General features: G+C 69.3%; 21 protein-coding genes. 7 read left to right on the forward strand and 14 right to left on the reverse strand.

Translation table 11 applies throughout. The annotated features are described in order from the left end of the window. Positions 1-80 precede the first annotated feature (80 nt). Positions 81-3,194, reverse strand: coding sequence for a PAS domain-containing protein (locus tag GBZ48_RS10180; protein ID WP_174470934.1), 3,114 nt, complete (start codon positions 3,192-3,194; stop codon positions 81-83). Between the two features lie 363 nt (positions 3,195-3,557). Here GBZ48_RS10180 and GBZ48_RS10185 point away from each other — a divergent pair, with 363 nt between their 5' ends. Next, on the forward strand, positions 3,558-4,601 hold the full coding sequence (locus tag GBZ48_RS10185) for an amidoligase family protein (protein WP_174470935.1): 1,044 nt from the start codon (positions 3,558-3,560) through the stop codon (positions 4,599-4,601). 11 nt (positions 4,602-4,612) lie between these two features. Then, entirely contained in the window at positions 4,613-5,356 is a 744-nt protein-coding gene (locus tag GBZ48_RS10190; protein ID WP_174470936.1) for a gamma-glutamyl-gamma-aminobutyrate hydrolase family protein, read from the forward strand. A gap of 174 nt (positions 5,357-5,530) precedes the next feature. Here the strand turns inward: GBZ48_RS10190 and GBZ48_RS10195 are convergent, their stop codons facing one another. After that, positions 5,531-5,938: a hypothetical protein gene (locus tag GBZ48_RS10195; RefSeq protein WP_174470937.1), complete on the reverse strand. Its 408-nt coding sequence runs from the start codon at positions 5,936-5,938 to the stop codon at positions 5,531-5,533. 424 nt (positions 5,939-6,362) lie between these two features. On the opposite strand from GBZ48_RS10195, the gene GBZ48_RS10200 reads away from it, so the two are divergent. After that, entirely contained in the window at positions 6,363-7,922 is a 1,560-nt protein-coding gene (locus tag GBZ48_RS10200; RefSeq protein ID WP_343049518.1) for a phospholipase D-like domain-containing protein, read from the forward strand. Positions 7,923-8,010: 88 nt separating this feature from the next. Here GBZ48_RS10200 and GBZ48_RS10205 read toward each other — a convergent pair whose 3' ends face one another. From GBZ48_RS10205 to GBZ48_RS10215, 3 genes are all read right to left on the reverse strand, one after another. Next, positions 8,011-8,796 carry an OmpA family protein gene (locus GBZ48_RS10205; protein WP_174470938.1) on the reverse strand — a complete coding sequence of 262 codons (786 nt, stop codon included), beginning with the start codon at positions 8,794-8,796 and terminating at the stop codon, positions 8,011-8,013. Then, the gene (locus GBZ48_RS10210; protein ID WP_174470939.1) at positions 8,793-9,386 is read right to left on the reverse strand and encodes a DUF4398 domain-containing protein; all 594 of its coding nucleotides are present in this window, start codon (positions 9,384-9,386) and stop codon (positions 8,793-8,795) included. Before GBZ48_RS10210 ends, GBZ48_RS10205 begins: the two co-directional genes overlap by 4 nt. A 163-nt stretch (positions 9,387-9,549) precedes the next feature. Then, positions 9,550-10,188, reverse strand: coding sequence for a DedA family protein (locus tag GBZ48_RS10215; protein ID WP_174470940.1), 639 nt, complete (start codon positions 10,186-10,188; stop codon positions 9,550-9,552). 147 nt (positions 10,189-10,335) lie between these two features. Here GBZ48_RS10215 and GBZ48_RS10220 point away from each other — a divergent pair, with 147 nt between their 5' ends. The 3 genes from GBZ48_RS10220 to GBZ48_RS10230 all read left to right on the forward strand — a co-directional run bounded on the left by GBZ48_RS10220 (position 10,336) and on the right by GBZ48_RS10230 (position 11,895). Beyond that, positions 10,336-11,007: an NnrU family protein gene (locus tag GBZ48_RS10220; RefSeq protein ID WP_174470941.1), complete on the forward strand. Its 672-nt coding sequence runs from the start codon at positions 10,336-10,338 to the stop codon at positions 11,005-11,007. Positions 11,008-11,133: 126 nt separating this feature from the next. After that, positions 11,134-11,568: a CBS domain-containing protein gene (locus tag GBZ48_RS10225; RefSeq protein ID WP_174470942.1), complete on the forward strand. Its 435-nt coding sequence runs from the start codon at positions 11,134-11,136 to the stop codon at positions 11,566-11,568. A 60-nt stretch (positions 11,569-11,628) separates the two neighbouring features. After that, positions 11,629-11,895, forward strand: a complete 267-nt coding sequence (locus GBZ48_RS10230) for a DUF2934 domain-containing protein (RefSeq protein ID WP_174470943.1) — start codon at positions 11,629-11,631, stop codon at positions 11,893-11,895. A 27-nt stretch (positions 11,896-11,922) separates the two neighbouring features. On the opposite strand, the gene GBZ48_RS10235 is transcribed toward GBZ48_RS10230, so the two are convergent. The 3 genes from GBZ48_RS10235 to GBZ48_RS10245 form a co-directional block, all read right to left on the reverse strand. Continuing rightward, positions 11,923-12,690 (reverse strand): cold-shock protein, encoded by a 768-nt coding sequence (locus GBZ48_RS10235; RefSeq protein WP_174470944.1) that lies wholly within the window; start codon positions 12,688-12,690, stop codon positions 11,923-11,925. 173 nt (positions 12,691-12,863) lie between these two features. Then, positions 12,864-13,049, reverse strand: coding sequence for a hypothetical protein (locus GBZ48_RS10240; protein WP_174470945.1), 186 nt, complete (start codon positions 13,047-13,049; stop codon positions 12,864-12,866). Positions 13,050-13,089: 40 nt separating this feature from the next. Next, the gene (locus tag GBZ48_RS10245; RefSeq protein ID WP_174470946.1) at positions 13,090-13,674 is read right to left on the reverse strand and encodes a hypothetical protein; all 585 of its coding nucleotides are present in this window, start codon (positions 13,672-13,674) and stop codon (positions 13,090-13,092) included. Positions 13,675-13,907: 233 nt separating this feature from the next. Here GBZ48_RS10245 and GBZ48_RS10250 point away from each other — a divergent pair, with 233 nt between their 5' ends. Beyond that, the gene (locus tag GBZ48_RS10250; RefSeq protein WP_174470947.1) at positions 13,908-14,831 is read left to right on the forward strand and encodes a solute carrier family 35 transporter; all 924 of its coding nucleotides are present in this window, start codon (positions 13,908-13,910) and stop codon (positions 14,829-14,831) included. Between the two features lie 111 nt (positions 14,832-14,942). On the opposite strand, the gene GBZ48_RS10255 is transcribed toward GBZ48_RS10250, so the two are convergent. From GBZ48_RS10255 to GBZ48_RS10280, 6 genes are all read right to left on the reverse strand, one after another. Then, a complete protein-coding gene (locus tag GBZ48_RS10255) occupies positions 14,943-17,507 on the reverse strand; it encodes an ATP-binding protein (protein ID WP_174470948.1) in 2,565 nt (854 codons plus the stop codon). A gap of 159 nt (positions 17,508-17,666) precedes the next feature. Then, the gene (gene maiA / locus GBZ48_RS10260) at positions 17,667-18,317 is read right to left on the reverse strand and encodes a maleylacetoacetate isomerase (protein WP_174470949.1); all 651 of its coding nucleotides are present in this window, start codon (positions 18,315-18,317) and stop codon (positions 17,667-17,669) included. 51 nt (positions 18,318-18,368) lie between these two features. Next, positions 18,369-19,073, reverse strand: coding sequence for an ABC transporter ATP-binding protein (locus tag GBZ48_RS10265; RefSeq protein ID WP_109048004.1), 705 nt, complete (start codon positions 19,071-19,073; stop codon positions 18,369-18,371). Positions 19,074-19,086: 13 nt separating this feature from the next. Then, complete coding sequence (locus tag GBZ48_RS10270) at positions 19,087-19,911, reverse strand: ABC transporter ATP-binding protein (protein WP_174470950.1); 825 nt, start codon at positions 19,909-19,911, stop codon at positions 19,087-19,089. Further along, on the reverse strand, positions 19,908-20,855 hold the full coding sequence (locus GBZ48_RS10275) for a branched-chain amino acid ABC transporter permease (RefSeq protein ID WP_174470951.1): 948 nt from the start codon (positions 20,853-20,855) through the stop codon (positions 19,908-19,910). The genes GBZ48_RS10270 and GBZ48_RS10275 overlap by 4 nt, the downstream gene beginning before the upstream one ends. Positions 20,856-20,868: 13 nt before the next feature. Next, positions 20,869-21,744, reverse strand: a complete 876-nt coding sequence (locus GBZ48_RS10280; protein ID WP_109048007.1) for a branched-chain amino acid ABC transporter permease — start codon at positions 21,742-21,744, stop codon at positions 20,869-20,871. Between the last annotated feature and the right edge of the window lie 192 nt (positions 21,745-21,936).

Raw genomic sequence — 21,936 nt, forward strand, 5'->3', positions numbered from 1 at the left:
GCCAAGATACAGATAAGAAAAGGGCCGCTTCCCGGTAGGGAGCGGCCCTTTTTCCTGTCGGTGCAACCGAAGCCGGCGCCTCACGCCGCCCCGGCGCTCGCCATCATGCGGCGGAGATCATTGGGGAAGACCGGCTTGTGCAGGATGCGGAAGCCGCGGCGCTCGGCCTCCTCCTGGCGTTCGGAACTGGTGTCGCCGGTCAGGATGATGCCGGGAACCGACTGGCCCAGCATGGTCTGAACGGCGCACACCGCCTCCGGACCGGTGCGGCCCTGCTGGAGCTGGTAGTCGGCCAGAACGATCTGCGGACAGCGGCCGTCGGCGCGCAGCCGCTCCAGCGCCTGATCGCCCGACTTGGCGGTCAGCACGTCATAGCCCCAGCCTTCCAGGATCGCCTTGAGGCCGAGCAGGATGATCGCCTCGTCGTCGATCACCAGCACCATGCCCTTGGCGGACCCAGACCCGGACCCGGTCGCGACCGCAGCCCCGGCCGCAGGCGGCGCGGCAATCGTCTTGGTCGTTCCGACCGCGCTCCGCCCGCCGCTGAAAGCGTTGGCGATGGCACTGATCGCCTGCCCCCGGTCATTCGCGGCGGCATCGTTGGCGACGGACCGGCGCGCGAGCGTCGCGGCGGCGGCGGCAGTGCCGCTGGCCGGACGCGGGTTGCCCAGGATCACCCGCGGCAGTTCGACCGCGAAGACCGACCCCTTGCCCTCCCACGAGCGCACCGTCACCGGATGGCCGAGCAGCCGCGACAGCCGCTTGACGATGGCCAGCCCCAGGCCGAGGCCGCGTTCGCTGCGCTCGCCCAGCTGGGTGAACTCCTCGAAGATGTCCTCCAGCCGGTCGGCGGGGATGCCGGCGCCGGTGTCCCACACCTCCACCCGCATGCCGGACGGCGTCCGGCGGCAACCCAGCAGCACCTTGCCCCTGGTGGTGTAGCGCAGCGCGTTTTCCACGAGGTTGCGCAGGATGCGTTCCAGATGAGCCGGATCGGTGCGGACCCAGGCGCGGGTCGGCACGGCGCGCAGTTCCAGCCCCTTCTGGGCGGCGCGCGGGCCGTATTCCGCGACCAGCCGGCCGAGCATCTGGTTCAGCCGCACCTCGACCGGCGTGGCGACGATCTTGCCAGACTCCAGCCGGGACATGTCCAGGAGACCGTCCAGCAGGCTCTTCAGCGTGTCCAGCCCCTGGCGGATGTTGTCGAGGATCGGCAGCGCCGCATGGCCCTGCAACCGGTCGCTCAGCGCCGCGGTGAAGAGATAGAGCGACTGCACCGGCTGGCGGAGATCGTGACTGGCGGCAGCGAGGAACTTGGACTTGCCGTCGTTGGCCTGATCGGCCTCCTCCCGCGCACGGCGCAACTCGGCCTCGGCATTCTTGCGGTCGGTAACCTCGACGGCGGCGCAGGTGACGCCCTCCACGCGGCCGGAAGGGTCGTGCAGCGGATCGACGGTCAGGTCGAAGAAGCGGTCCTCTCCCTGGCAGCGGATGCGCACCTCTTCCCGCGCGCCGACGCCGCTCTCCATCACCCGGCGCTTCAGCGCCATCATGCCGTCGGCATCCTCGCGCTGGCTGCACAGGTCGGCGTCGGTACGGCCGATCAGCGCGTCGGGAGAGAAACCGAGCCATTCCGAATGCGCCCAGTTGTAGCGCAGGTCGCGGTCCTGGTTGAGCACCACCACGCCGGAATTGCGCAGGCCGGTGCGCACGCGCTCCTCGGCGACGCGCAGCGCCTCCTCGGTGCGCTTGCGTTCGGTGATGTCGATGCCGGTGGCGATCAGGTGGGTGACATGGCCGTCGGCATCGACCATCGGTGTCAGGTTGACGTCGACCGTCATCTCCCGCGGCGCGGTGTCCCGCCCGGTGGCGACGCGCAGCCCGGCGTCGAAGCGGGAGGACCGGCCGCCGGCACCCAGCGCCAGCGCCTGCCGCAGCCGCTCCCGCCCGGCCTCGTCGAAGGACAGCCAGCAGATCTCGTCGAAGGGGCGGCCGACGATGCGGGCGGGCGGCAACCCGGCGGCATCGGCGGCGGCGCGGTTGACCTGGGCCACCGCCCCGTCCGGCGTCAGCACGCCGACATAGGCCGGCAGCGCGTCCAGCACGGCGCGGATGTGGCTTTCGGACTGGCGCAGCGCCGCTTCGCGCGCTTCCAGACGTTCGGCCATCATGTCGAAGGCGTAGCCGAGCTGACCGATCTCCGACGAGCGGTCGGACAGCTTGACCCGTGTGGCGGTCTTGCCCTCGCTCCAGTCGCGGGCGGCGGAAACCAGCGCATCGACCGGGCGGCGGATGAACAGGGTGCCGCCGATCCAGGCGGCGGCGGCGGCGACCAGGAAGCCGGACAGCGTCATCAGCAACCCGTCCCGGGTGGCGCGGTCGACCGCGCCCATGGCGGCGCCACGGTCGACGCCGACGCTGATGAACAGGTCGCGGATGCCGGCGGACGGCGGGGAGAAGGCGAGGATGCGCGACACGCCGTCCAGTCCGGGCAGCATGGTCACGCCGGCTTCCCGTTCCGACAGAAGCCCCAGATAGCTGTCCGGCAGCCGTTCGCCGGCCCGGCCCTGGGTGCCCGGCAGCTTCACCAGTATGGTGCCGGAGCGGTCGGCGACGGTCAGGGTGGTGTTGTCCGGCATCGGACGGGAGGCGAAGAGGGCGGTCAGCCGCGGCACGTCGAGCGACAGGGCGACCACGCCGGCCCGCCGGCCGTTGCTGTCCGAATAGGGAGCGGCGACCGGCAGTTCACCGCCGTCGGCGCCGGAATGGGTGATCGTCCATTCGCCGACGGCGAAGCGGCCCTGCGTCATCGCCCGGCGGAAATGCGGCTGGACGCTCAGAGAGGCACCGATGCGCGACGGATCGGCGCTGCACAGGATGCGCCCCTCGGTATCGGTGATCGACAGGGTGCGGTAGTCGGCGGAACGGGTCGCCAGCCGCTCCAGATAGCTCTGGCAGTTGTCGATCTCGCCCCGGCGCAGGAAGCGCGCTTCGGTCACCGCGGTGACCATCAGGCGGGCGCTGTCGATGAGACGGAAATGCTCGCTTTCGACCTGCCGGAGAAGCCGTTCGGCCTGGAGCGTCACCTCGCCTTCGCGCTCCGCCCGCTGTTCGAGCACGCTGTAGATCTGGATGCCGATCGCCGGCAGGACCGCGAGCAGGACCAGAATGAAGAGGCGTGCCAGAAGGGTCATGGCGTAGACGATGCTCCTCCGCAAAGCCGACCGGATGGAGCGATGGATGCGCCACCCTGCGGCAGGCCTATCGCTAACGCACTTATGGTTAAGCGCCGGTTAATTTAGAAAAGAATGAGCCTGATCAGAGGGGAGAACCCGATCGAAGGGCTGTTATCCTCTCCCAATTTGCCGCCAACTGCAGAGCATTTACATCAAAAACCAAAACATACCACCATCGAGTGGTTACGGTCGAAAGGGATATGTCCCGCAGCCTGCTTGAATTCGCGTCGTTGCAGTGTTCAAGAACTTCCTATGCAACTGGAATTCTGATGCAGCTCCATCGATGGAACAGGCTGCGGGGTGGGCTGTTGAAGCCTTGCAATGACCACACCCTTCCTCCTCCCCCCGCTCCGCACCACGTCCCAGGGCACGCCGCGCCGCGTGGGGGTGGAACTTGAATTCGCCGATCTTGACGCGCCGTCGGCCGCCGCCTGCGTGCACCGGCTGTTCGGCGGCAGCGTCACCGTCGAGAACCCGCACCGATGTCTGGTGACGGAGACGCGGCTCGGCGACTTCACGGTCGAACTCGACATGCGCTCCGCCCACAAGGGCAAGGGGGGTGCGGCGATCCTCGACCCGCTGCGGCCGCTGTGGGGCAACATCGGCAGTCTGGTGATGCCCTTCGAGATTGCCGCCCCGCCGGTGACGGTGGAGCAGATGCCGGAGTTGGAGGAGATGGTCGCCCGCCTGCGCGCGCTGGGCGCCGCCGGGACGGAGGCCAGCCCGCTGTTCGCCTTCGGCCTGCATTTCAATCCGGAGGTGGCCCGGACCGATGGCGATTACCTGCTGGACATGTTGAAGGCCTTCCTGCTGCTGGCCCCCTGGCTGCGGCGGGAAATCCGGGTCGACGTCACCCGGCGCCTGTCCGGCTTCATCGCCGCCTTCCCGACGCCCTATGCCGCCAAGGTCGTCGATCCCGCCTATCGTCCCGACCTGGGCGGGCTGATCGATGATTATCTGGCCGACAACCCCACCCGCAACCGCGAGCTGGACCTGTTCCCGCTGTTCGCCCATCTCGACCGCGACCGTCTGGCCGCGGCGATGGAGGATCCGCATGTCCGCCCGCGCCCGACCTTCCATTACCGGCTGCCGAACGCGCGGCTGAGCGACCCCAACTGGTCGCTCGCCGCCGACTGGAACCGCTGGGTGGCGGTGGAGCGGCTGGCCGCCGACCGCGCCCTGCTGGACGGCCTCGGCACCGAGTACCGCCGGGCAGCCGAGGCACAGCAGCTCGAGGGCTGGGCCGAGCGCATCGACGCCGTGCTGGCCGCCAATCCGGGCATTCAAGGCCCCGAGGCGGACGCTGGAGCAGACTCGACCGGACAGGTCGATGGGATCGACGGCCCCGCCCGTCAGGCCGGCTGAGGGGGTTTTCCATGGCAGCCATCGTCGGCAGGTCCCGGCCGCTGGTCGGCATCACCGCCTCGATCCATGGCAGCCGCATCGCCGCCATGGCCAACCGGCTTGCCCTGTGGCGGGCCGGAGCATCGTCGGTCCGCATCACCGCCGAGTCACCCTTCCCCATCGACCGGCTGGACGCGCTGGTCGTCGGCGGCGGCGACGACATCGACGCGTCGCTCTACGGCGAATCCGCCCGCCCGCACATCCGCATCGATCCCGAACGCGACCGGCTGGAGATGCTGGCGCTGGACTGCGCCGCCAAGATCGGACTGCCGGTGTTGGGCATCTGCCGCGGCTCTCAGATGATCAACGTCCACCGCGGCGGCTCGCTGCATGTCGACATCCATGAGGTGTACGAGGAAGCCCCGCACATGCGCACCGTGCTGCCGCGCAAGCGCATCCGGATCGAGCCGGACAGCAGACTCTACCGCATCCTCGGCATCGCCGAATGCCGCGTGAACGCCCTGCATCATCAGTCGGTTGACCGGGTCGGCGAGGGCTTGCGCGTCGTCGCCCGCGAACGCGCCGGCGTCGTCCAGGGCATCGAGGCGCCGAACGAGCCCTTCATGATCGGCGTGCAGTGGCATCCGGAATATCTGGTCGCCGACAGCAGGCAGCAGGCCCTGTTCCGCCGTCTGGTCGCCACCGCCGCCGGCACCGCACCGCTGGACGATTTCATGGAAATTCCGTCCCGCCGGTCGGTCCGCGCATCCGGCTGATGCCCGCAATCCCAGACTGATCTTCGACTAAAACTGATCTTCACAGGCTGATCCTGTCGGCGCAGCAGCCCCCGGATGCATATCCGACTGCGACGGATCGCGGCACCGAAAACGACACGGGCGCCGCCGGAGGGATGGCTCCGGGGCGCCCGCGCTGTTGCCGCAGGAAAGATGTTACTGGCTGCCGCCGTTGTCCGGGCCGCAGTTCGGGGTGCCCGGCGGGCAGTGGGTGCCGGTGGCGGTCTGGTTGTCGCGCGGAACGTTGCTGCCGGTGTTGTTGCCCATGCCCGAGGGGGCGGTGGTCACACCCGGCACCGGCGAGGTCGAGGAGCCCGACAGGGTGCCGGTGGTGCCGGTCGAACCCGAGCCGCCGGTCGTGGAACCAGCCGACGGCGAAGTGGTGGCGCCCGGCGGGGTATGGACGATGCCGTCCGGTCCGACGTTGGTGGTGCTGCTCGGGGCGGTTTGGTATGCGCCGCTGCCCTTGAGAGCGCCGGGGTTGGCTTGCTGAGCGGTCTGGGCCATGGCCGGAGCGGCCATCAGGAGAACTGCCGAAACAGTACCGATCATCAGGTTACGCATCCTCGAACTCCTTCATGGTGGCAACGCCTCGCATTTGGGCGTCTTTGGAACGGGACGGACGCCGTGTTTGGAGCCGCAATCGGCGTCCGGCCAGGGCGTCTTTGTCTTTCATGGGTTTAGAACAGGGCAATCGGGGCATGATCTCGGTCGGTCCACGCTCTTTTTTTGAAAAACGCCGGCAAAAGAGGGGCAAAAACGCGTCCGGCGGGTTCCTTCGGCGAGCCACCGACGCACAGCCGGCGAGGCGGGAACAACAGGCGCGCCATAGGGTTCAAGCCGCGAGGCGGATGGTCCGCGCAAATCTCCCGACGCGTTTTCGAAAAGGGTTCAAGCCGTGCCCGACGCCTCCCAGGATGCCGCCCATCATTCCGGAATGACCCCGACGACACGCGATCCTTCCAGTACCGTCGGAACCTCAGACCCAGTGCTCCGTCCCGGTCTGACCTGCTGGCGGACCGAGCGTGCCGGGCGGGTGGCGGTGCTGGTCGACGGCGCCGATTACTTCGTCGCCGCCCGCGCCGCCATGGAACAGGCGAAGCGGTCGATCATGCTGGTCGGCTGGGACATCGATCCGCGCATGCGCCTGGATCCCGAGAGCCACGAGACGCTGGGCCGCTTCCTCGCCCGGCTGATGCGGTCGCGGCCCGGGCTGCATGTGCGGGCGCTGAAATGGGACATGCCATTTCCCATCGCGCTCGACCATCCGCATGAGCCGCTGGAGCGGCTGGACCGCAGCACCGGCCACCGGCTGAACGCCAGGCTCGACGGGGAACTGCCGGTCGGCGCCGCCCAGCACCAGAAGCTGCTGGTGATCGACGATGCCCTGGCCTTCTGCGGCGGTATAGACTTCTCCTTCGACCGCTGGGACACGTCGGAGCATCGTGACGACGACCCGCACCGCCGCTGCCCGAACGGCGAGCCCTATGGCCCGCGCCATGACGTGATGATGATGGTCGACGGCGATGCCGCCCGTGCCCTGTCGGAACTGGCGAGGGAGCGCTGGCGCTGCGCCACTGGGGAGGTGCTGGAGCCCTGCCCGCCGCCCGACATCGACCAAGCCGACCAGGATCCCTGGCCGGACTGCCCGCTGCCCGACTGTGCCAGCCCGATCCTGACCGACGCACGGATCGGCATTTCCCGCACCGTGCCGGAAATCGATGAGCGGTCGGCGATCCGCGAGAGCGAGGCGCTGACCTTCGCCGCCATCGCCGCGGCCGAGCGCACCATCTATCTGGAAAACCAGTATTTCGCCTCCGCCCGCGTCGCCGAGGCGCTGGCTCGACGGCTGGCCGAGCCCGACGGGCCGGAGGTGGTGCTGGTGGTGTCGATGGAAAGCCCGAGCTGGTTCGACCGCATGGCGATGGACACGCCGCGCTCGGTGGCCTTGCGCTGCCTGCGCGAAGCCGACCGCTATGGCCGGCTGCGCGCCCTGACCCCGGTGACGGAGGGCGGCGGGCCGGTGATCGTCCATTCCAAGGTGGTGGCGGTGGACGGCCGGTTGCTGCGCATCGGCTCGTCCAACCTGAACAACCGCTCGATGGGCTACGACAGCGAGTGCGACCTGACCATTGAGGCACCGCGGGAGGACGGGCCGGAACGAACCTGCGCGGAGGCCGCCATCATAAGCGTGCGCAACCGTCTGCTGGCCGAGCATATGGGCATCGACCGGACCCGGCTGGAGGCGGAGATCCAGGCGGCCGGCTCCGTCGTCGCCGCCATCGACCGGCTCTGCCCGCAGTCCGGCCGCCGGCTGGCCGAACTGCCCGCCAGCGATCCCAGCCTGACCGAACAGGCCTTCGCCGCCCTGCGCATCGCCGACCCCGACGACCCGAGCGAGGCCTGGGCACCGTGGAAACGTCTGCCGCCCCCGCCGCGCTCCGCCCTACGCGCCGCTGCCGCCGCTCTGCTGACGGTCGGGCTGGCCGCCGGGGTCTGGGGCGTGGTCCGGAGCGGACGCGAAAAAGCCCGCTCCGCACGCGACTGACCGTCACGACTGACCGTCACGCAAGGAGCGGGCCCGCTTTCCGAAATCCCCTCTCCCGCGGCGGAAGAGGGGATTTCCATGTCTGGACTTATCGCGTTTCCGCGACGCGGCCGTCGTCGGAGATGACGATCTCGACGCGGCGGTTCTGCTGGCGGCCGGCGTCGGTGTTGTTGGCGGCGACGGGCTGCGCCTCGCCCATGCCCTGGGTGACGATGCGCGCCGGCGAGACGCCGCGCATGGTCAGGGCGTCGCGGACGGAATTGGCGCGGGCCTCCGACAGGCGCAGGTTGGTGGTGTCGCTGCCGGTGCTGTCGGTGTGGCCCTCGATCCGGATGGTGCGGCCGGGCTGGGATTGCAGGAACTGGGCGAGCCGGTCGATGCGCTCATAGGCGCCGGGGGTCAGCTCCGCCCGGCCGGTGGCGAACAGGATGTCGCCCAGCGTCATGACCAGACCGCGCTCCGTCCGCTGCGCCTGGAGGTCGCGCAGCTGCTGCTCCAGCTCGGTGTTGCGGGCCTGGAGACGGTAGGTGTCGGCATTGGCGACCACGGTCTGGGCGCCCTTCACCCCGGCCGTTTCCTGGGCGATCTGCACCCGGCGGCTGACGATGTAGGCCTGGTGATCGACCTCGGCGGCATCGGCGCCCTGGTCGCGCATCGCCTCGGCGCGGCGCAAGGCCGTCTCGGCGTCGCGCAGCTGGAGCGGGGCGTTGCCGGCGACCTGCGGGTTCGCGGCGGCAAGGCTGTAATCCTGCCGCGCCTGGGTCAGGGCGGCGCTGTCGGTGGGCTGGGTGGCGCAACCGGCCAGCCCGAGGCCGAGACCCGCGAGGACGAGGCCCGAGAGAACGGGGATTCTGCGGGAAGCGAACGCGGTCATTGACGCACCTCCGGATAGCTGTAGCCCCAGCTGTTGCCGCCGCTGGTCCCGACGCCCGAGCCATTCAGTGTGCCGAGCGAACCGGCCGGCGCCGGCGGAACGGCGGACGGAGCCGGATAGCTGGAACCGCTCATCCCGGAACCGCCATAACCCGACCCGCCGGACGGCGTGCCACCCAGCGTCGACCCGCTGTAAACCGGCGCCACGTTAGGCGCGGCGGCCGAACGCGGGCTGTTGGGGACCGCGGACTTGGCCACCGCGGTGGCGGCCTGCTGGGTCACCGCGCGCTGCGAGGTCACCGTCGCCAGTTCGGCATCGACGCGGGCCTCCTCGGCGAGACGGCGGGCGCGGGTGCGCTCGTCGGCGCGCATCGCCTTGTCGGCGGAGGCCAGCTTGTCGCGGGCGCTCTGCAACGCCACCGGGGCGTATTGCAGGGCGTTGGCGCGCTCGGCCTCCTGCACCGCCTGGGACGCGGCGCCGAGCTGGGCGGTGGGCGGCGGCACGTCGGAGGCGCAGGCGGCCATGCCGAGCGCCGCCGACAACACGGCGGCGGCTCGCCACCGGTTCGTCATTGCGGATTTGCGGGTCATCTGGTCGGTTCCTTTCGGATCGGGCTTCACGCCGGAAACCGGGGGCGGGCCAAGGTCGTGTCCCCCTCAAGCCATGTCCCTTCGGCCGTGTCCTTTCGGCCATGGCCTTTCGGGACGTCTCGCGCCTCAAACGCGCCAGCCGGGGCGAAGGTTCCGCGCCGATTCAGCCGCCGCTGCGCGAAATTCCTTCACGCTCAGCCCGGCGGTTGTCGCGCCGGTGGCGGACCAGCCGCAGCACATAGGCGGCGAGCAGAACGATGAACAGCACCAGCGCCCCCGGCACCATCCAGTCGGCGATCCAGGGAAAGCCGACCCGCACCAGATAGCCGGTGCCGGCCAGCACCAGCGACCACAGCGCCGCCCCGGCGGCGGCATAGAGCAGGAACACCGCCATCGGCAGCCCGCAGGCCCCAGCGGGAACCGAGATCAGCGTGCGCAGCCCCGGCAGCGGCTGGCACAGCAGAACGGCGACGCCACCGCGCCGGGCGAACCATTCGGTGGCACGGTGGACCTGTTCGGGCTTCACCGTCAGCCAATGGCCGTGGCGGCGGAGGAAGGCTTCGAACCGCTCGCGCCCCATCCAATGGGCCGGCAGGTACCACACCAGCTCCCCAACCGCGGACCCCGCCCCGGCGGCCAGCGCCACCAGCAGCAGGTTGAACTCTCCCGTCGCAGCCCCCATGCCGGCCAGCGGGATCACCGTCTCCGCCGGCACCGGCGGCAGCACGCGGGCCAGGATCAGCATCAGGAAGATGCCGAGATAGCCGAACTGCTGCACGATCTGGATGATCCACTCGGTCATTGGGTCCACGGGGGTCGGGGAGAAGAAAGCACTCTCCAATGAACCGTGCGGACCTTGCCGGCGTTCCCCGATTTTCCATCCCCCCTGACCCCAATCTTGACCCCAATCAAGGCAGAGGCTGTTCGTACACGGTTCAGTGTCTCCATCATGACCGCATCCCTCGCCCTCGCCGCCGCTCTGCTGTTCCTCAGCCATGCCCTGCCGTCCTGGCCGGGGGTGCGGCCCGCCCTGATCGCCCGGCTCGGCCGCGGCGGCTTCGTGACGATCCATTCCGTCGGCTCGCTGCTGACGCTGGCCCTGTTCGTGCTGGCCTACCGCGCCGCCGACGGCGGGGATGTGGTGTTCACGCCCTTCGACTGGGCCGCCCCGCTGGTGGCGGCGGTGATGCCCGTCGTCTTCCTGCTGCTGGTCGCCCGCGTCACCACCCGCTTCGGCAGCCAGGGCGCGCCGAACCCGCCCCGCGGCATCTACCGCCTGACCCGCGCGCCGGGCAGCCTGGCGCTGCTGCTATGGGCATGCGCACACCTGAACGCCACCGGCGACGGGCGCCGGGTGCTGCTGTTCGGCACCATGGCGGCCATCGCCCTGTTCGCGCTGGTGAAGAACGAGATCGTGCTGCGCCGCAGCCCCGCCGGCCGCGCCTACCGGGACGAGACCTCGCTGCTGCCGTTGACCGGGCCGCAGGGCTGGCGCGGAGCGTTGCGCGGACTGGCGGAGATGGGACCGGCAAGACTGATCGGCGGACTTGCCGCTTATGGGGGGATGCTGATGCTGCACCCCCTGCTCTTCGGGGTGGATCCACTCTACTGGGTAGGTTGAGCGGGACGGCGGACCAGTGCATCTGTTGAGGATGGGACGGGAGTACCGCATCCCCTACCCAGCCTGACCGCCGCCCCTGTGCCTCTTGCCATTGCTCCCCCCGCCATTGCTTCAGGAAGCCCCCGCATGAAAATCCGCGAGATCATGACCCGCGACGTGCAGACGGTACGGCCCGACGACAGCATCCGCCGGGCCGCGCAATTGATGGACCAGTTGAACGTCGGCATCCTGCCCGTCTGCGAAGGGCGGGATCTGGTCGGCGTCGTCACCGACCGCGATATCACCATCCGGGCGATCTCCGCCGGAAAGCAGCCCGACCGCTGCAAGGTGTCGGAGGTGATGACCGCCAATCCCCGCTATTGCTACGAGGACGACCCGGTCGGCAGCGTGACCCAGTTGATGGCCGGCCAGCAGATCCGGCGGGTGCCGGTGGTGGACCGCAACGACCGGCTGACCGGCATCGTCTCGCTGGGCGACCTTGCCACCGACGCCAAGAACGACCGTGCGGTCCAGGACACGCTGGAACGGATCTCCTCCCCCTCCGAGCCGGACCGCAGCTGATCGGAACAACTGATCCGGGCCGGCTCGACCGGCCTCCCTCGACAACAGGAACCGACCATCATGGAACACACATCGGGTCCAGACGACCCACGGGTCCGTGACCGGGCCTACCGGCTTTGGGAAGAGGAAGGGCGGCCCGACGACCGCCATCTCGACCATTGGGCGCAGGCCGCCCGCGAGATCGAGGAGGAGGACCGCCGCAATGCCGGCGGCCCCCGCGTCAACAGCCCGGACGCCGGGCTGGCCGTTCCCGATGACGCCGCCGCCCGCAACCAGCGGGAAGCGGCGGCGCATCTGGGCCAGTCCTCGGTTCCGTCGGACAGCTGACGGCCGGCTATGAAACGGTGGACGCGGTCACTCGATCTTGAGGCTGACCGCTTCCATCCCCTTTTCGCCCTGGCGGACGGTCATGCGCACGCGCTGCCCGTCATCCAGCCCGCGCAGACCGGCGCTCTCCAGCGCACGGGCCGGAATGAAGACGTCGCGCCCGCCGTCGTCGGGCTGCGCGAAGCCATAGCCCTTGCCGCCGTTGAACCACTTCACCGTGGCGCCCATCTCGCTGGTCGGGCCGCTGGCCTGCTGCGGCCGGCGGGGGCCACCACGATCCTGGAAGCCGCGGTCCTGGCCCCGGTCCTGGAAGCCCCGATCCTGGTTGCGGCTCTGGAAGCCGCCCCGGTCGCCACCGCGGTCGCCGAAGCCGCGGTCGCCGAAGCCGCGGTCGCGCGGACCGCCGGCATCGCGGCGCGCACCGAAGCCGCGATCTCCGCCCCGATCCCCACCCCGATCATTGAAACCCCGATCACCACGGTCCCCGAAGCTGCGCTCGCGCCCCTGCGGACGGGCCGGCGTGGCGGTGGAGAGGTCGACGGAGTGCAGGACGCTGACCTGCTGGCCCTTGCGGTCCTCGACGAGGTCGACGACCACGGTGGCGCCGTCCGGCAGGGTGGTGTGGCCGGCGGGCACGACGAGCGAGGCCGGCAGCAGGGCGTCCTTGCCGCTGTCGCCGACCTTGACGAAGCCGTAGCCACGTTCGGGGTTGAACCATTTCACGGTGGCCGTCACCTGGGTGGCGACGACGTTGGGCTGGCGATAGACGTGGCTGCGGGGCGGCTGATTGTGCATGGGAAACCCGAACTCCGGCAAACAGAAGCGGCGCCCTTGCCGGTCCATCTCATGGACCGGTGGACGCCAACCCCTGACACATCGCCCGTCCGCGCGCTCTTGGCAAGTCGGGACCGCTCCGAATAAGCAGGACAGGCCGTTAAATCACACCCGTGGGGCCCGATGGACGGGCCTCAACCCATCAGGCGGTCCATCAGGCGGTCCGGCGCCGGGGGCGGCTCGCGCGGCGGAACCGGGATCGGGCCCGGCGGTTCTCCCAGCGGCGGACGCGCCGGATCGCCCGGCACCGGCATCGAGTCATCCGGCACCGACGGTTCGCGCGGCGGCGAGGGCGGAAAGGGTCCAAGTTCGAAGATCATGCGCGGTTCCTCGAAATCATTGATAAGGCAATTGACGTCGTCAGCCGCCATGGCCGCCTGGGGCGGTCCGCGACAGGCGCCGGGCATCGTTCAGGCTGGTCATGCAGCGGGCCTCGTCGCCGTCGCGGGCGGCGCTGCGGGCGGCGGTGACCAGCGATTCCACCTGGGCGTTCCGCGCCGCCTGCCCCATCAGCCCATCGCCGCCACCGGAACCACCCGGACCGCTGTCAGGCGGCGTCCGCGAATTGGCCTGGGGACTGATGGAGGGAGCGGTCGGCATGTTGCTGCCGATGGCCGGCGGTTCGACCACCGACCGGTCGCCGACGGCGGGAGGCGCCACCATGCCGCCGGACTGGGCGAGGCGGTCGCTGCCGCTGCCGGACCCCGTTTCGTCGCGCGGGGTGGAGCCCGACAGGCCGGGCGTGCCGGTACCGCCACCAGGACCGGGGACGGCGACCGGCGGCGGTTCGGTCGACAGGCCGAGATCGGCGGCGAACTGATCCACCATCGCGCCGCAACTCGCCTGGACCGCGGCATCCGTCTGGGCCGCCGCCCCCTGGGCGGAGAAGAGTCCGGCCGCCATGACGAGGACGACGGGGCCGAACCTTGTGAAATTTGTCCGCATCGGTCGCGTGCTCCTCGGGTTGGCCCCTTGGGTTGGCCATGTCCATCCGGTCATTCCCATGGCGATCTCGCTCAGGGGCGTGTTCCGATTGAATCAACGGTCTTGGGCCGGGCACGGTTCCGGCAGACCGGTCGAAGATCTGCCCGGCCATGCATCTTGCTCATTTCGCAGGCAGAGGGCATCGGTTGTAGAGTGCCTGTCCCTCTCCTCAACCAACGGTCCGCATTTCCATCATGATCGCCAACATGGCCGCGCTGGGCGCGGCGCTGTGCTGGGCCGCGGGCGGCCTGATCGCCATCGGACCGGTGCGGGTGCTCGGCTCCATCGCCTTCAACCGCGTGCGCCTGACCATCGTCGCCGCGGCCCTGCTGGTCGCCACCACCCTGCTGGGCGGCTGGCAGACGCTGGACACCGGAGCCGCGCTGACGCTGGCTCTGTCGGGATTGCTGGGGATCGTGGTGGGGGACATGGCGCTGTTCTGGTCGCTCAGCCGGCTGGGACCGCGTCGCAATGTGGTGATCTATGCCGCCAACGCGCCGCTGACCGCCCTGCTGGCCTATGCCCTGCTGGGGGAGGCGCTGGGGCCGTGGACCGTTCTGGGCGTTGCGCTGGTCACGCTGGGGGTGATGCTGGCGGTGGCCCTGCGCTCCGGCTCCACTCACAGCTGGGAGGCGATCCAGGGCAATTTGCTGGCCGGCGTTTCGGTCTGTCTGCTGGCGGCGGTCGGTCAGGCCGCCGGCTCGATCATCGCCAAGCCGGTGATGGCGGCGGGCGCCGATCCGATCGCATCAGCCGCGGTCCGGGTCACCACGGCGGCGCTGATGTTCACGACGATCGGCGTGCTGTCGGCGGTTCGCGGCGGGGCGGCGGGGGCAGGTGCCGGCGGGCTTGGCGGGCTGCTGGTCCCCCGCGGGCTGACGCCGAAGCTGATGCTGCAGATCGCCGGCAACGGGCTGCTCGGCGTCGGGCTGGGGATGACGCTGCTGCTGGTCGGGCTCGCCCACGGCAATGCCGGGGTGGTCGCCACCCTGTCGGCGCTCAGCCCGGTCCTGATCCTGCCGATGATGTGGCTGCTGACCGGCCAGCGCCCGTCGCTGGGCGCCTGGGCCGGCGCCGCGGTCGCGGTGGCCGGCGTCGCCCTGATCGTCAACCGCTAGAGTGCGATCGGTTCAAGCTGACTCGCTTGACGCGTGAATCGCACGAGAAACCAAAAGCATAGAGTCTGTCCGATACCTCAATGAGCATCGGACAAACTCTAGGAAGGTGGCTCAGGGGGCCGTCTCCACCGCCGCGCCCAGGGTGGGCAGCGCCGCCTGAAGTGCGGCGGAGGCGCGGTTGACGGCGTCGCGCAGATCGGCTTTCAGCACCGGCTCGTCCGGCCATTGCTGCTCGCAGGCATGCTGAAGCTTGCGGGCGGTGCGCGACAGTTCCAATAGGCCGACATTACCGGCCAGCGACACCATGGCATGGGCGTCGGCTGCGGCGGCCTTCGACGAGTCCGCCTCGCTGATGCGGTCGGCGCGCAGGGCCAGCTCGGCCAGGGTGCCGGCGATGAAGCGGGGCAGCACGTCCGCGCCCAGCGTTTCTGCCAGCGTGTCCAGCGTGGCGCGGTTCAGCACCGGCGCGCTGTCTGACACCGTCGCCACCCCGGCCAGCACCGTCGCCTCTTCCACGGCATCCCCCTCCGGCAGCATCCCATCCGTCCCGGCGTCGAGCCAGCGGTCGACCGCGGACAGCAGCGTGTCGCGCTCGATCGGCTTGGTCACATGGTCGTTCATGCCGACATCCAGGCAAAGCTGGAGCTGATCGGTCAGCGCGTTGGCGGTCAGCGCGATGATGGGCACGGCGCCGCGCCGCCCGCCAAGCTGACGGATCGCCGCAGTCGCCTGCAGGCCGTCCATCCGCGGCATCTGCATGTCCATCAGGACGAGGTCGAACTCGCCCCGGCGCATCGCCTCCACCGCCAGGATGCCGTCCTCCGCTACCTCGACCGTGTGGCCGGCCTTGCAGAGGATGGAGGATGTCACGATCTGGTTCATCGGCACGTCTTCGGCCAGCAGGATGCGGGCGCTGCGGGTGGGTGCCGCATCTTTGCGCTCGACAGCGGACAGCCCCGGCGCCGTGGCGACCGGCAGCGGCAGCTCGAACCAGAAGGTGCTGCCCACCCCCGGGCTGCTCTGCACGCCGATATGCCCGCCCATCAGCTCCGACAACTGCTTGGAGATGATGAGGCCGAGCCCGGTGCCGCCATAGCGCCGGGTGGTGGAACGGTCGCCTTGGCTGAAACGCTGGAACAGGTTGGCCTGATCGGTCGCCGGGATGCCGGGGCCGGTGTCGCTGACCGAAAGCCGCACATGCGCCGCCGGAACCGCCTCTCCCTCGCCGCCCCCCTGGCCCGACAGCAGCCCGGCCGACACCAGCACCGAGCCGCGTTCGGTGAACTTCACCGCGTTGCCGACGAGGTTCAGCAGGATCTGGCGGATGCGCGCCTCATCGCCGCGGACATAGCGCGGAACGGTGCCGCCCAGCGACAGTTGCAGCAGCAGCCCCTTCTGCGAGGCGGCATTGCTCATCAGGTCGCGGCAGTCGCGCAGCAGCCGGTGCAGATCGAAGGCGCGCTCCTCCAATTCCAGCTTGCCGGCCTCGATCTTCGAATAATCCAGGATGTCGCCGATGATCGCCAGCAGCCCGCGCCCGGCTTCGCGCTGGAGCGACACATACTGGCGCTGTTCCGCCGTCAGCTCGGTGCCGAGCAGCAGGTCGGCGAAGCCGATGACGCCGTTCAGCGGCGTGCGGATCTCATGGCTCATCGACGCCAGGAATTCCGACTTCACGCGGTTGGCCGCCTCCGCCTCGGCGCGGGCGGCGGACAGTTCCTCCTCGTAGCGCTTGCGCTCGGTCACGTCGCGGACCACGCCGACCACCACGAAGCCGCCGTCGGACCCCACCGTCGGCCGCATGCTGGATTCGACCCATAGGTAATGGCCGTCGCGGTGGCGCAGCCGGTGGGTGAAGGTGACGGGGGGCGACCCCGTCTGCATCCCGGCGAAGGCCATCGCCGCGCTCTCCAGATCGTCCGGGTGCAGCAGGTTGGCCGGGGCGGAGCCGACGATCTCAGCAGGGTCGTGGCCCAGAATGTCGCGCACCGACGGCGACAGGTAGCGCACCGCCCCGTCGGCTTTCATTTCCAGGATCATGTCGGTGGCGTTGTCGGCCAGCAGGCGGTACCGCGCCTCGCTCTCGCCCAACCGGCGTTCGGCGTCGTGCTGGCGCTGCTCGCGCAGCAGCAGGCCGCCCAGGAACAGGGTGCCGAGCGGGATGATGGCCAACAGCGCCGGCGCCGTGCGCTGCCCCACCTGCAAGGCAAGCTCCCATGTGGGCAGCAGCAGCAGGGTCGATGTCGACACCAGCGTCAGCAGCAGCCCGAAGCCCAGCAGCGGACCGACGCCCATCGCCATCCCGCGCCGCTTCGACCACATCGTGAAACCGACGCCGGTCAGGAAGGAGAGCAGCGCGTTGGCAACGCCGGCCTCCATCCCCACCCCGCCCAAATAGATGCGGTATCCCGCGACCGTAACGGCGGTGATGGCGGAGGAGAGCGGACCGCCGAACAGCGCGCTCAGCCCGACCAGCGGAGCCCGCGCGTCGATGAAGATGCCCGGCCCGATATGGATGGGGTGGATCATCGAGAAGATGGCGGTCAGCGCCATCACCGCGCCGAAAACGATCTGGCGGGTGTACAGGCTCCAGCCGCCGGAGCGGCGGATCAGAAATGTGTAGGCAAGAACGACGAAAGCGCTCGCCGCGATGTTCTCGGCAAGATCGTACGCCATCGAAGAGAAGTTGCCCAACATCGCCCGGCCGCCGTCCCTACCCAATTTCCCGTACCTCTATACCACGGAAGGATGTCGCGAAACCGCTAACACCAACGGGAGATGTGTGATCTGGCGGGGACAATGGTCGGGCTTGCGATGCCGGCAGGCGGCAACGTTTCAGGCCTCGGCGTCGGGCTGCCGCTCCGGAACGGCGGCGGCGAAGGCCGGCAGGCTGCGGCAGGCTGCGTCGATGCGCAGCAGCGTGGGATAGCCGTCCAGCGGGCAGTCCAGGCGGCGGGCGTTCGCCATCTGCGGCACCAGCAGGATGTCGGCCAGACCGGGCTCGTCGCCATGGCAGAAGCGGCCGGTGCGCGGATCGCCGGCCAGTTGCGCCTCCAGCGCGGTCAGGCCGACGGCGATCCAGTGCCGGTACCAGCCGTCGACCTCCTCCTGGCTGTGGCCCATGGTCTTCAGGTGGTTCAGCACCCGCAGATTGTTCAACGGATGAAGGTCGCAGGCCACCGCCAGCGCCAGCGCCCGCACCCGCGCTCGGCCCAGCGGATCGGCCGGCAGCAGCGCCGGGGCGGGATGCGTCTCGTCCAGATACTCGATGATGGCGAGCGACTGGGTCAGCACATGGTGACCATCCGGCCCGTCCACCTCCAGCGCCGGCACCAGATGTTCCGGGTTTAGGTCGGAATAAGGCGGCTTGGCCTGCTCGCCCTTGCGCAGATGGACGAAGGCCTGGTCCGGCGTCAGGCCCTTCAGGTTCAGGGCGATGCGCACGCGGTAGGCGGCGGAGGAACGGAAGTAGGTGTGGTGTTTCAAGGGGCGTGTGTCCGTTGAAGTGTCGCGGCGATGATCGGATTTGAGACCTTATCACAGCCCCAGATAGGCCTGCCGCACCCGCTCGTTGCTCAGCAGGGCGGCACCGCTGTCGCTCAGCACGATCTCGCCGGTCTCGATCACATAGCCGCGGTCGGCGATGGCAAGTGCTGCGTGAGCGTTCTGCTCGACCAGCAGGATGGTCGTGCCCTCTCGCTTCAGCCGCTGCACGGCGTCGAAGATTTCCGCCACCAGCAGTGGCGCCAGCCCCATGCTGGGCTCGTCGAGCAGAAGCAGGCGCGGCTTCGCCATCAGGGCGCGGCCAAGGGCGACGATCTGCTGCTGGCCGCCCGACAGGGTGCCGGCGGGCTGGTCGCGCTTGACCTTCAGCACCGGGAACATCTCGTAGAGCCGGTCGATGTCGTCGTCCGGCTTGCCGCTGCCCCGGCGGTAGGCGCCGAGGCGGAGATTGTCCTCTACGCTCTGCGGTCCGAACAGTTGCCGTCCCTCCGGCACCTGCACCACCCCTTCGGCGACGCGGCGCGACGCCTTCATCCGGGTGATGTCGCAGCCGTCGAAGGTGATGCGCCCGCTGCTGGCGGGGTGGACGCCCGACAGGGTGCGCAGCAGCGTCGTCTTGCCGGCCCCGTTGGCGCCGACCAGCGCCACCAACTCGCCCTCCCGCACGGTCAGGCTGGCCGATTTCAGCGCGTGGATGCGGCCGTAATGGCTGTTGAGTCCCTCGATCTCCAGAAGCATGGGGTCTCTCTCCTTACGGTGCCGCGCCGAGATAGGCGGCGATGACGTCCGGGTTGGCCGCCACCTCCTGAGGCGTGCCTTCGGCCAGCATGCGGCCCTGGTTCAGCGCGGTGATCCGGTGCGAGATGCCCATCACCATCTTCATGTCGTGTTCCACCAGGACGATGGTCACGCCGCTGGCCGCGACCGTCTTGATCACCTCGTCGATCTCGCGGCTTTCGGTGGCGTTCAGGCCGGCCGCCGGCTCGTCCAGCAGAAGCAGCTTCGGCTCCGACGCCAGCGCGCGGGCGATCTCCAGACGCTTCAGCGCGCCGTAGGGCATGGAGGCGGCGTCGGCGTCGACGTATTTCCCCAGCCCGACATCGGCCATCAGCTGCGCCGCCCGGTCCTTCGCCTCGCGGTCCTTGCGCACCAGCGAGGGCACGCGGAACAGCGCCGGCAGCAGCCGGGTGTTCAGGTGCAGGTGCCGCCCCACCATGACGTTCTCCAGCGCCGTCATGTTGAAGAAGATCTGCAGGTTCTGGAAGGTGCGCGACATGCCGCGGGCCGCCAGCCTGTAGGGCGCCATGCCCGACACGTCGGCCCCGTCGAACAGCACCCGGCCGCCCGACGGCTTGTAGACGCCGGTCACCAGATTGAACAAAGTGGTCTTGCCCGCCCCGTTCGGCCCGATGATCGAATGGATGTCGCCGGCCGCGATGGCGAAGCTGAGGTCGCCGATGGCGAGCACGCCGCCGAATTCGCGGCTGAGATGCTCCACTTTCAGGATCGGCGGGCCGACGCGGCGCGCCTGGGCCGTGATGTCGGGAGAGAGATCTGTGGTCGCCAGCATCTTCATGCCCGCCTCCGCGCCGGAAGCAGCGCCGCCAGGGTGGGAAGCAGCCCCTTCGGCATGAACACCATCGTCGCCATCAGGATGCCGCCCAGCACGATCTGCTGGTAGTCCTGGAAGATCGTCAGCGCCTGCGGCAGCAGCGTCAGCACCACCGCACCCACGACGGCGCCGAAGGTCGAGGCCATGCCGCCGAACACCACCATTGTCACCAGTTCGATGGACTTGAAGAAGTCGGCCTTGGCCGGGGTGATCAGGCCGGCGTAATGGGCGAACAGGCTGCCGGCCACGCTGGCGAACACCGCCGACAGCACGAAGACCATCACCTTGAAGCGCGCGGTGTCGACGCCGACCACCTCGGCCGCCACCTCCGACCCGTGGACGGCGCGCAAGGCCCGGCCCATCGGGCTGTCGATCAGGTTCAGCGACAGCCAGACCACGCCGACCAGCAGCACGCCGACCACCCAGTACCAGACCTTCTCGCCATACAGCTCGACGCCGAAGATCTTGAACGGCTCCACCATCATGCCGTCGGGGCCGCCGGTCAGACCGCTTTCGGTGCGCAGCACGATGGACACGATGATGCCGATGCCGAGCGTCGCCATGGCGAGATAATGGCCCTTCAGCCGCAGGATCGGCTTGGCGACCAGGAAGGCCAGCAGCCCGACGAAGACGGCACCGGCCAGCAGCGCCACAATCGGCGGCCAGCCGTAAGTGCCGACCAGCACGCCGGACGCGTAGGCGCCGATGCCGAAGAAGCCGGCATGGCCCAGGCTGATCTGCCCGGCATAACCGATCAGCAAATTCAGCCCGACGCAGACCACGGCGTTGAAGCCGGCCAGGATGGCGATGTCGAGATAGAAGTTGTTGGGCAGGAAGGCCGGCAGGACCGCGATCACAGCGCCCAGCGCCAGAAGCCCGGTCAGCCGCCCGTGAAGGAGTGCGTTCATCGGGGTTAAATCCTTACACCCGTTCGGTGCCGCGCTTGCCGAACAGCCCGTTCGGCATGAAGAGAAGGACGGCCAGGATGATGACGAAGGCCACCGCATCCTTGTAGGCCGAGGAGATGTAGCCGGCGCCCAGCGCCTCGGCGATGCCGACGATCAGCCCGCCGGCAACGGCGCCCGGCCCGTGGCCGAGCCCGCCCAGCACGGCGGCGGTGAAGCCCTTCAGCCCCAGCATGATGCCCATCTCGGTGTAGGAGAAGGTGATGGGGGCCACCACCGCCCCGCCGACCGCACCCAGCGCCGCCGACAGCGCGAATGAGGCCAGCACCACCCGCTTCACGTCGATGCCGACCAGCTGTGCGGCCAAGCGGTTGTGCGAGGTGGCGAGGATCGCCTTGCCGGTCAGCGTCCTGGCGAAGAACAGGCCGATGGCGACGATCAGCACGCCCGCGGTGCCCACCACCCAGAGCGACTGCGGTTGCATCGAGGCGCCCATGATCTGGATCGGCGTCTCGCCCGAGAAGGCGTCCAACCGCTTGAAATCCTTGCCCCAGACCAGCTCGGCGACGCCGCGCAGGAAGATCGAGGCGCCGATGGTGATGATGATGAGCGTGACGGTGGAGGCGTTGCGGGCGCGTTCGACCGCGAATTTCGCCACCAGCACGCCGACCAGCATGGCGCCGCCGCAGCCGATCATGATCGCCAGCGGCAGCGGCACGCCCGACGCGGTCAGGGTGGCCGACGCCATGCCGCCGATCATGATGAACTCGCCCTGGGCGAAGTTGATGACGTGGCTGGCGTTGTAGATGATCGAGAAGCCGAGCCCCGCCAGCGCATAGATCGCGCCGATGGTCAGCCCCGACAGCAGATATTGCAGCAGTTCCGCGAACATCGTTGGGTTCCTGACGTTCCTCTCCCGCGCACATCTCCCCCTCTCCCCCCTGGGAGAGAGTCGGGGTGAGGGGGATGTGTGGGGTGGATTGAACGGGGAGCTTCGGCGTCGCTTGTCGAAAAAAGCCACGCTGTGCATCCCCCTCACCCTAACCCTCTCCCCGCTTTCAGCGAACCAAAGGTCCGCCTGTCG

The organism is Azospirillum melinis, assembly GCF_013340935.1.
GTDB classification, from domain to species: domain Bacteria; phylum Pseudomonadota; class Alphaproteobacteria; order Azospirillales; family Azospirillaceae; genus Azospirillum; species Azospirillum melinis.

What these genes read in the sequence shown, in the direction of transcription:
- GBZ48_RS10180 (WP_174470934.1), bottom strand. Translation starts at nt 3,194, where the DNA reads ATGACCCTTCTGGCACGCCTCTTCATTCTGGTCCTGCTCGCGGTCCTG.
- GBZ48_RS10185 (WP_174470935.1), top strand. Translation starts at nt 3,558, where the DNA reads ATGACCACACCCTTCCTCCTCCCCCCGCTCCGCACCACGTCCCAGGGC.
- GBZ48_RS10190 (WP_174470936.1), top strand. Translation starts at nt 4,613, where the DNA reads ATGGCAGCCATCGTCGGCAGGTCCCGGCCGCTGGTCGGCATCACCGCC.
- GBZ48_RS10195 (WP_174470937.1), bottom strand. Translation starts at nt 5,938, where the DNA reads ATGCGTAACCTGATGATCGGTACTGTTTCGGCAGTTCTCCTGATGGCC.
- GBZ48_RS10205 (WP_174470938.1), bottom strand. Translation starts at nt 8,796, where the DNA reads ATGACCGCGTTCGCTTCCCGCAGAATCCCCGTTCTCTCGGGCCTCGTC.
- GBZ48_RS10210 (WP_174470939.1), bottom strand. Translation starts at nt 9,386, where the DNA reads ATGACCCGCAAATCCGCAATGACGAACCGGTGGCGAGCCGCCGCCGTG.
- GBZ48_RS10215 (WP_174470940.1), bottom strand. Translation starts at nt 10,188, where the DNA reads ATGACCGAGTGGATCATCCAGATCGTGCAGCAGTTCGGCTATCTCGGC.
- GBZ48_RS10220 (WP_174470941.1), top strand. Translation starts at nt 10,336, where the DNA reads ATGACCGCATCCCTCGCCCTCGCCGCCGCTCTGCTGTTCCTCAGCCAT.
- GBZ48_RS10225 (WP_174470942.1), top strand. Translation starts at nt 11,134, where the DNA reads ATGAAAATCCGCGAGATCATGACCCGCGACGTGCAGACGGTACGGCCC.
- GBZ48_RS10230 (WP_174470943.1), top strand. Translation starts at nt 11,629, where the DNA reads ATGGAACACACATCGGGTCCAGACGACCCACGGGTCCGTGACCGGGCC.
- GBZ48_RS10235 (WP_174470944.1), bottom strand. Translation starts at nt 12,690, where the DNA reads ATGCACAATCAGCCGCCCCGCAGCCACGTCTATCGCCAGCCCAACGTC.
- GBZ48_RS10240 (WP_174470945.1), bottom strand. Translation starts at nt 13,049, where the DNA reads ATGATCTTCGAACTTGGACCCTTTCCGCCCTCGCCGCCGCGCGAACCG.
- GBZ48_RS10245 (WP_174470946.1), bottom strand. Translation starts at nt 13,674, where the DNA reads ATGCGGACAAATTTCACAAGGTTCGGCCCCGTCGTCCTCGTCATGGCG.
- GBZ48_RS10250 (WP_174470947.1), top strand. Translation starts at nt 13,908, where the DNA reads ATGATCGCCAACATGGCCGCGCTGGGCGCGGCGCTGTGCTGGGCCGCG.
- GBZ48_RS10255 (WP_174470948.1), bottom strand. Translation starts at nt 17,507, where the DNA reads ATGGCGTACGATCTTGCCGAGAACATCGCGGCGAGCGCTTTCGTCGTT.
- GBZ48_RS10265 (WP_109048004.1), bottom strand. Translation starts at nt 19,073, where the DNA reads ATGCTTCTGGAGATCGAGGGACTCAACAGCCATTACGGCCGCATCCAC.
- GBZ48_RS10270 (WP_174470950.1), bottom strand. Translation starts at nt 19,911, where the DNA reads ATGAAGATGCTGGCGACCACAGATCTCTCTCCCGACATCACGGCCCAG.
- GBZ48_RS10275 (WP_174470951.1), bottom strand. Translation starts at nt 20,855, where the DNA reads ATGAACGCACTCCTTCACGGGCGGCTGACCGGGCTTCTGGCGCTGGGC.
- GBZ48_RS10280 (WP_109048007.1), bottom strand. Translation starts at nt 21,744, where the DNA reads ATGTTCGCGGAACTGCTGCAATATCTGCTGTCGGGGCTGACCATCGGC.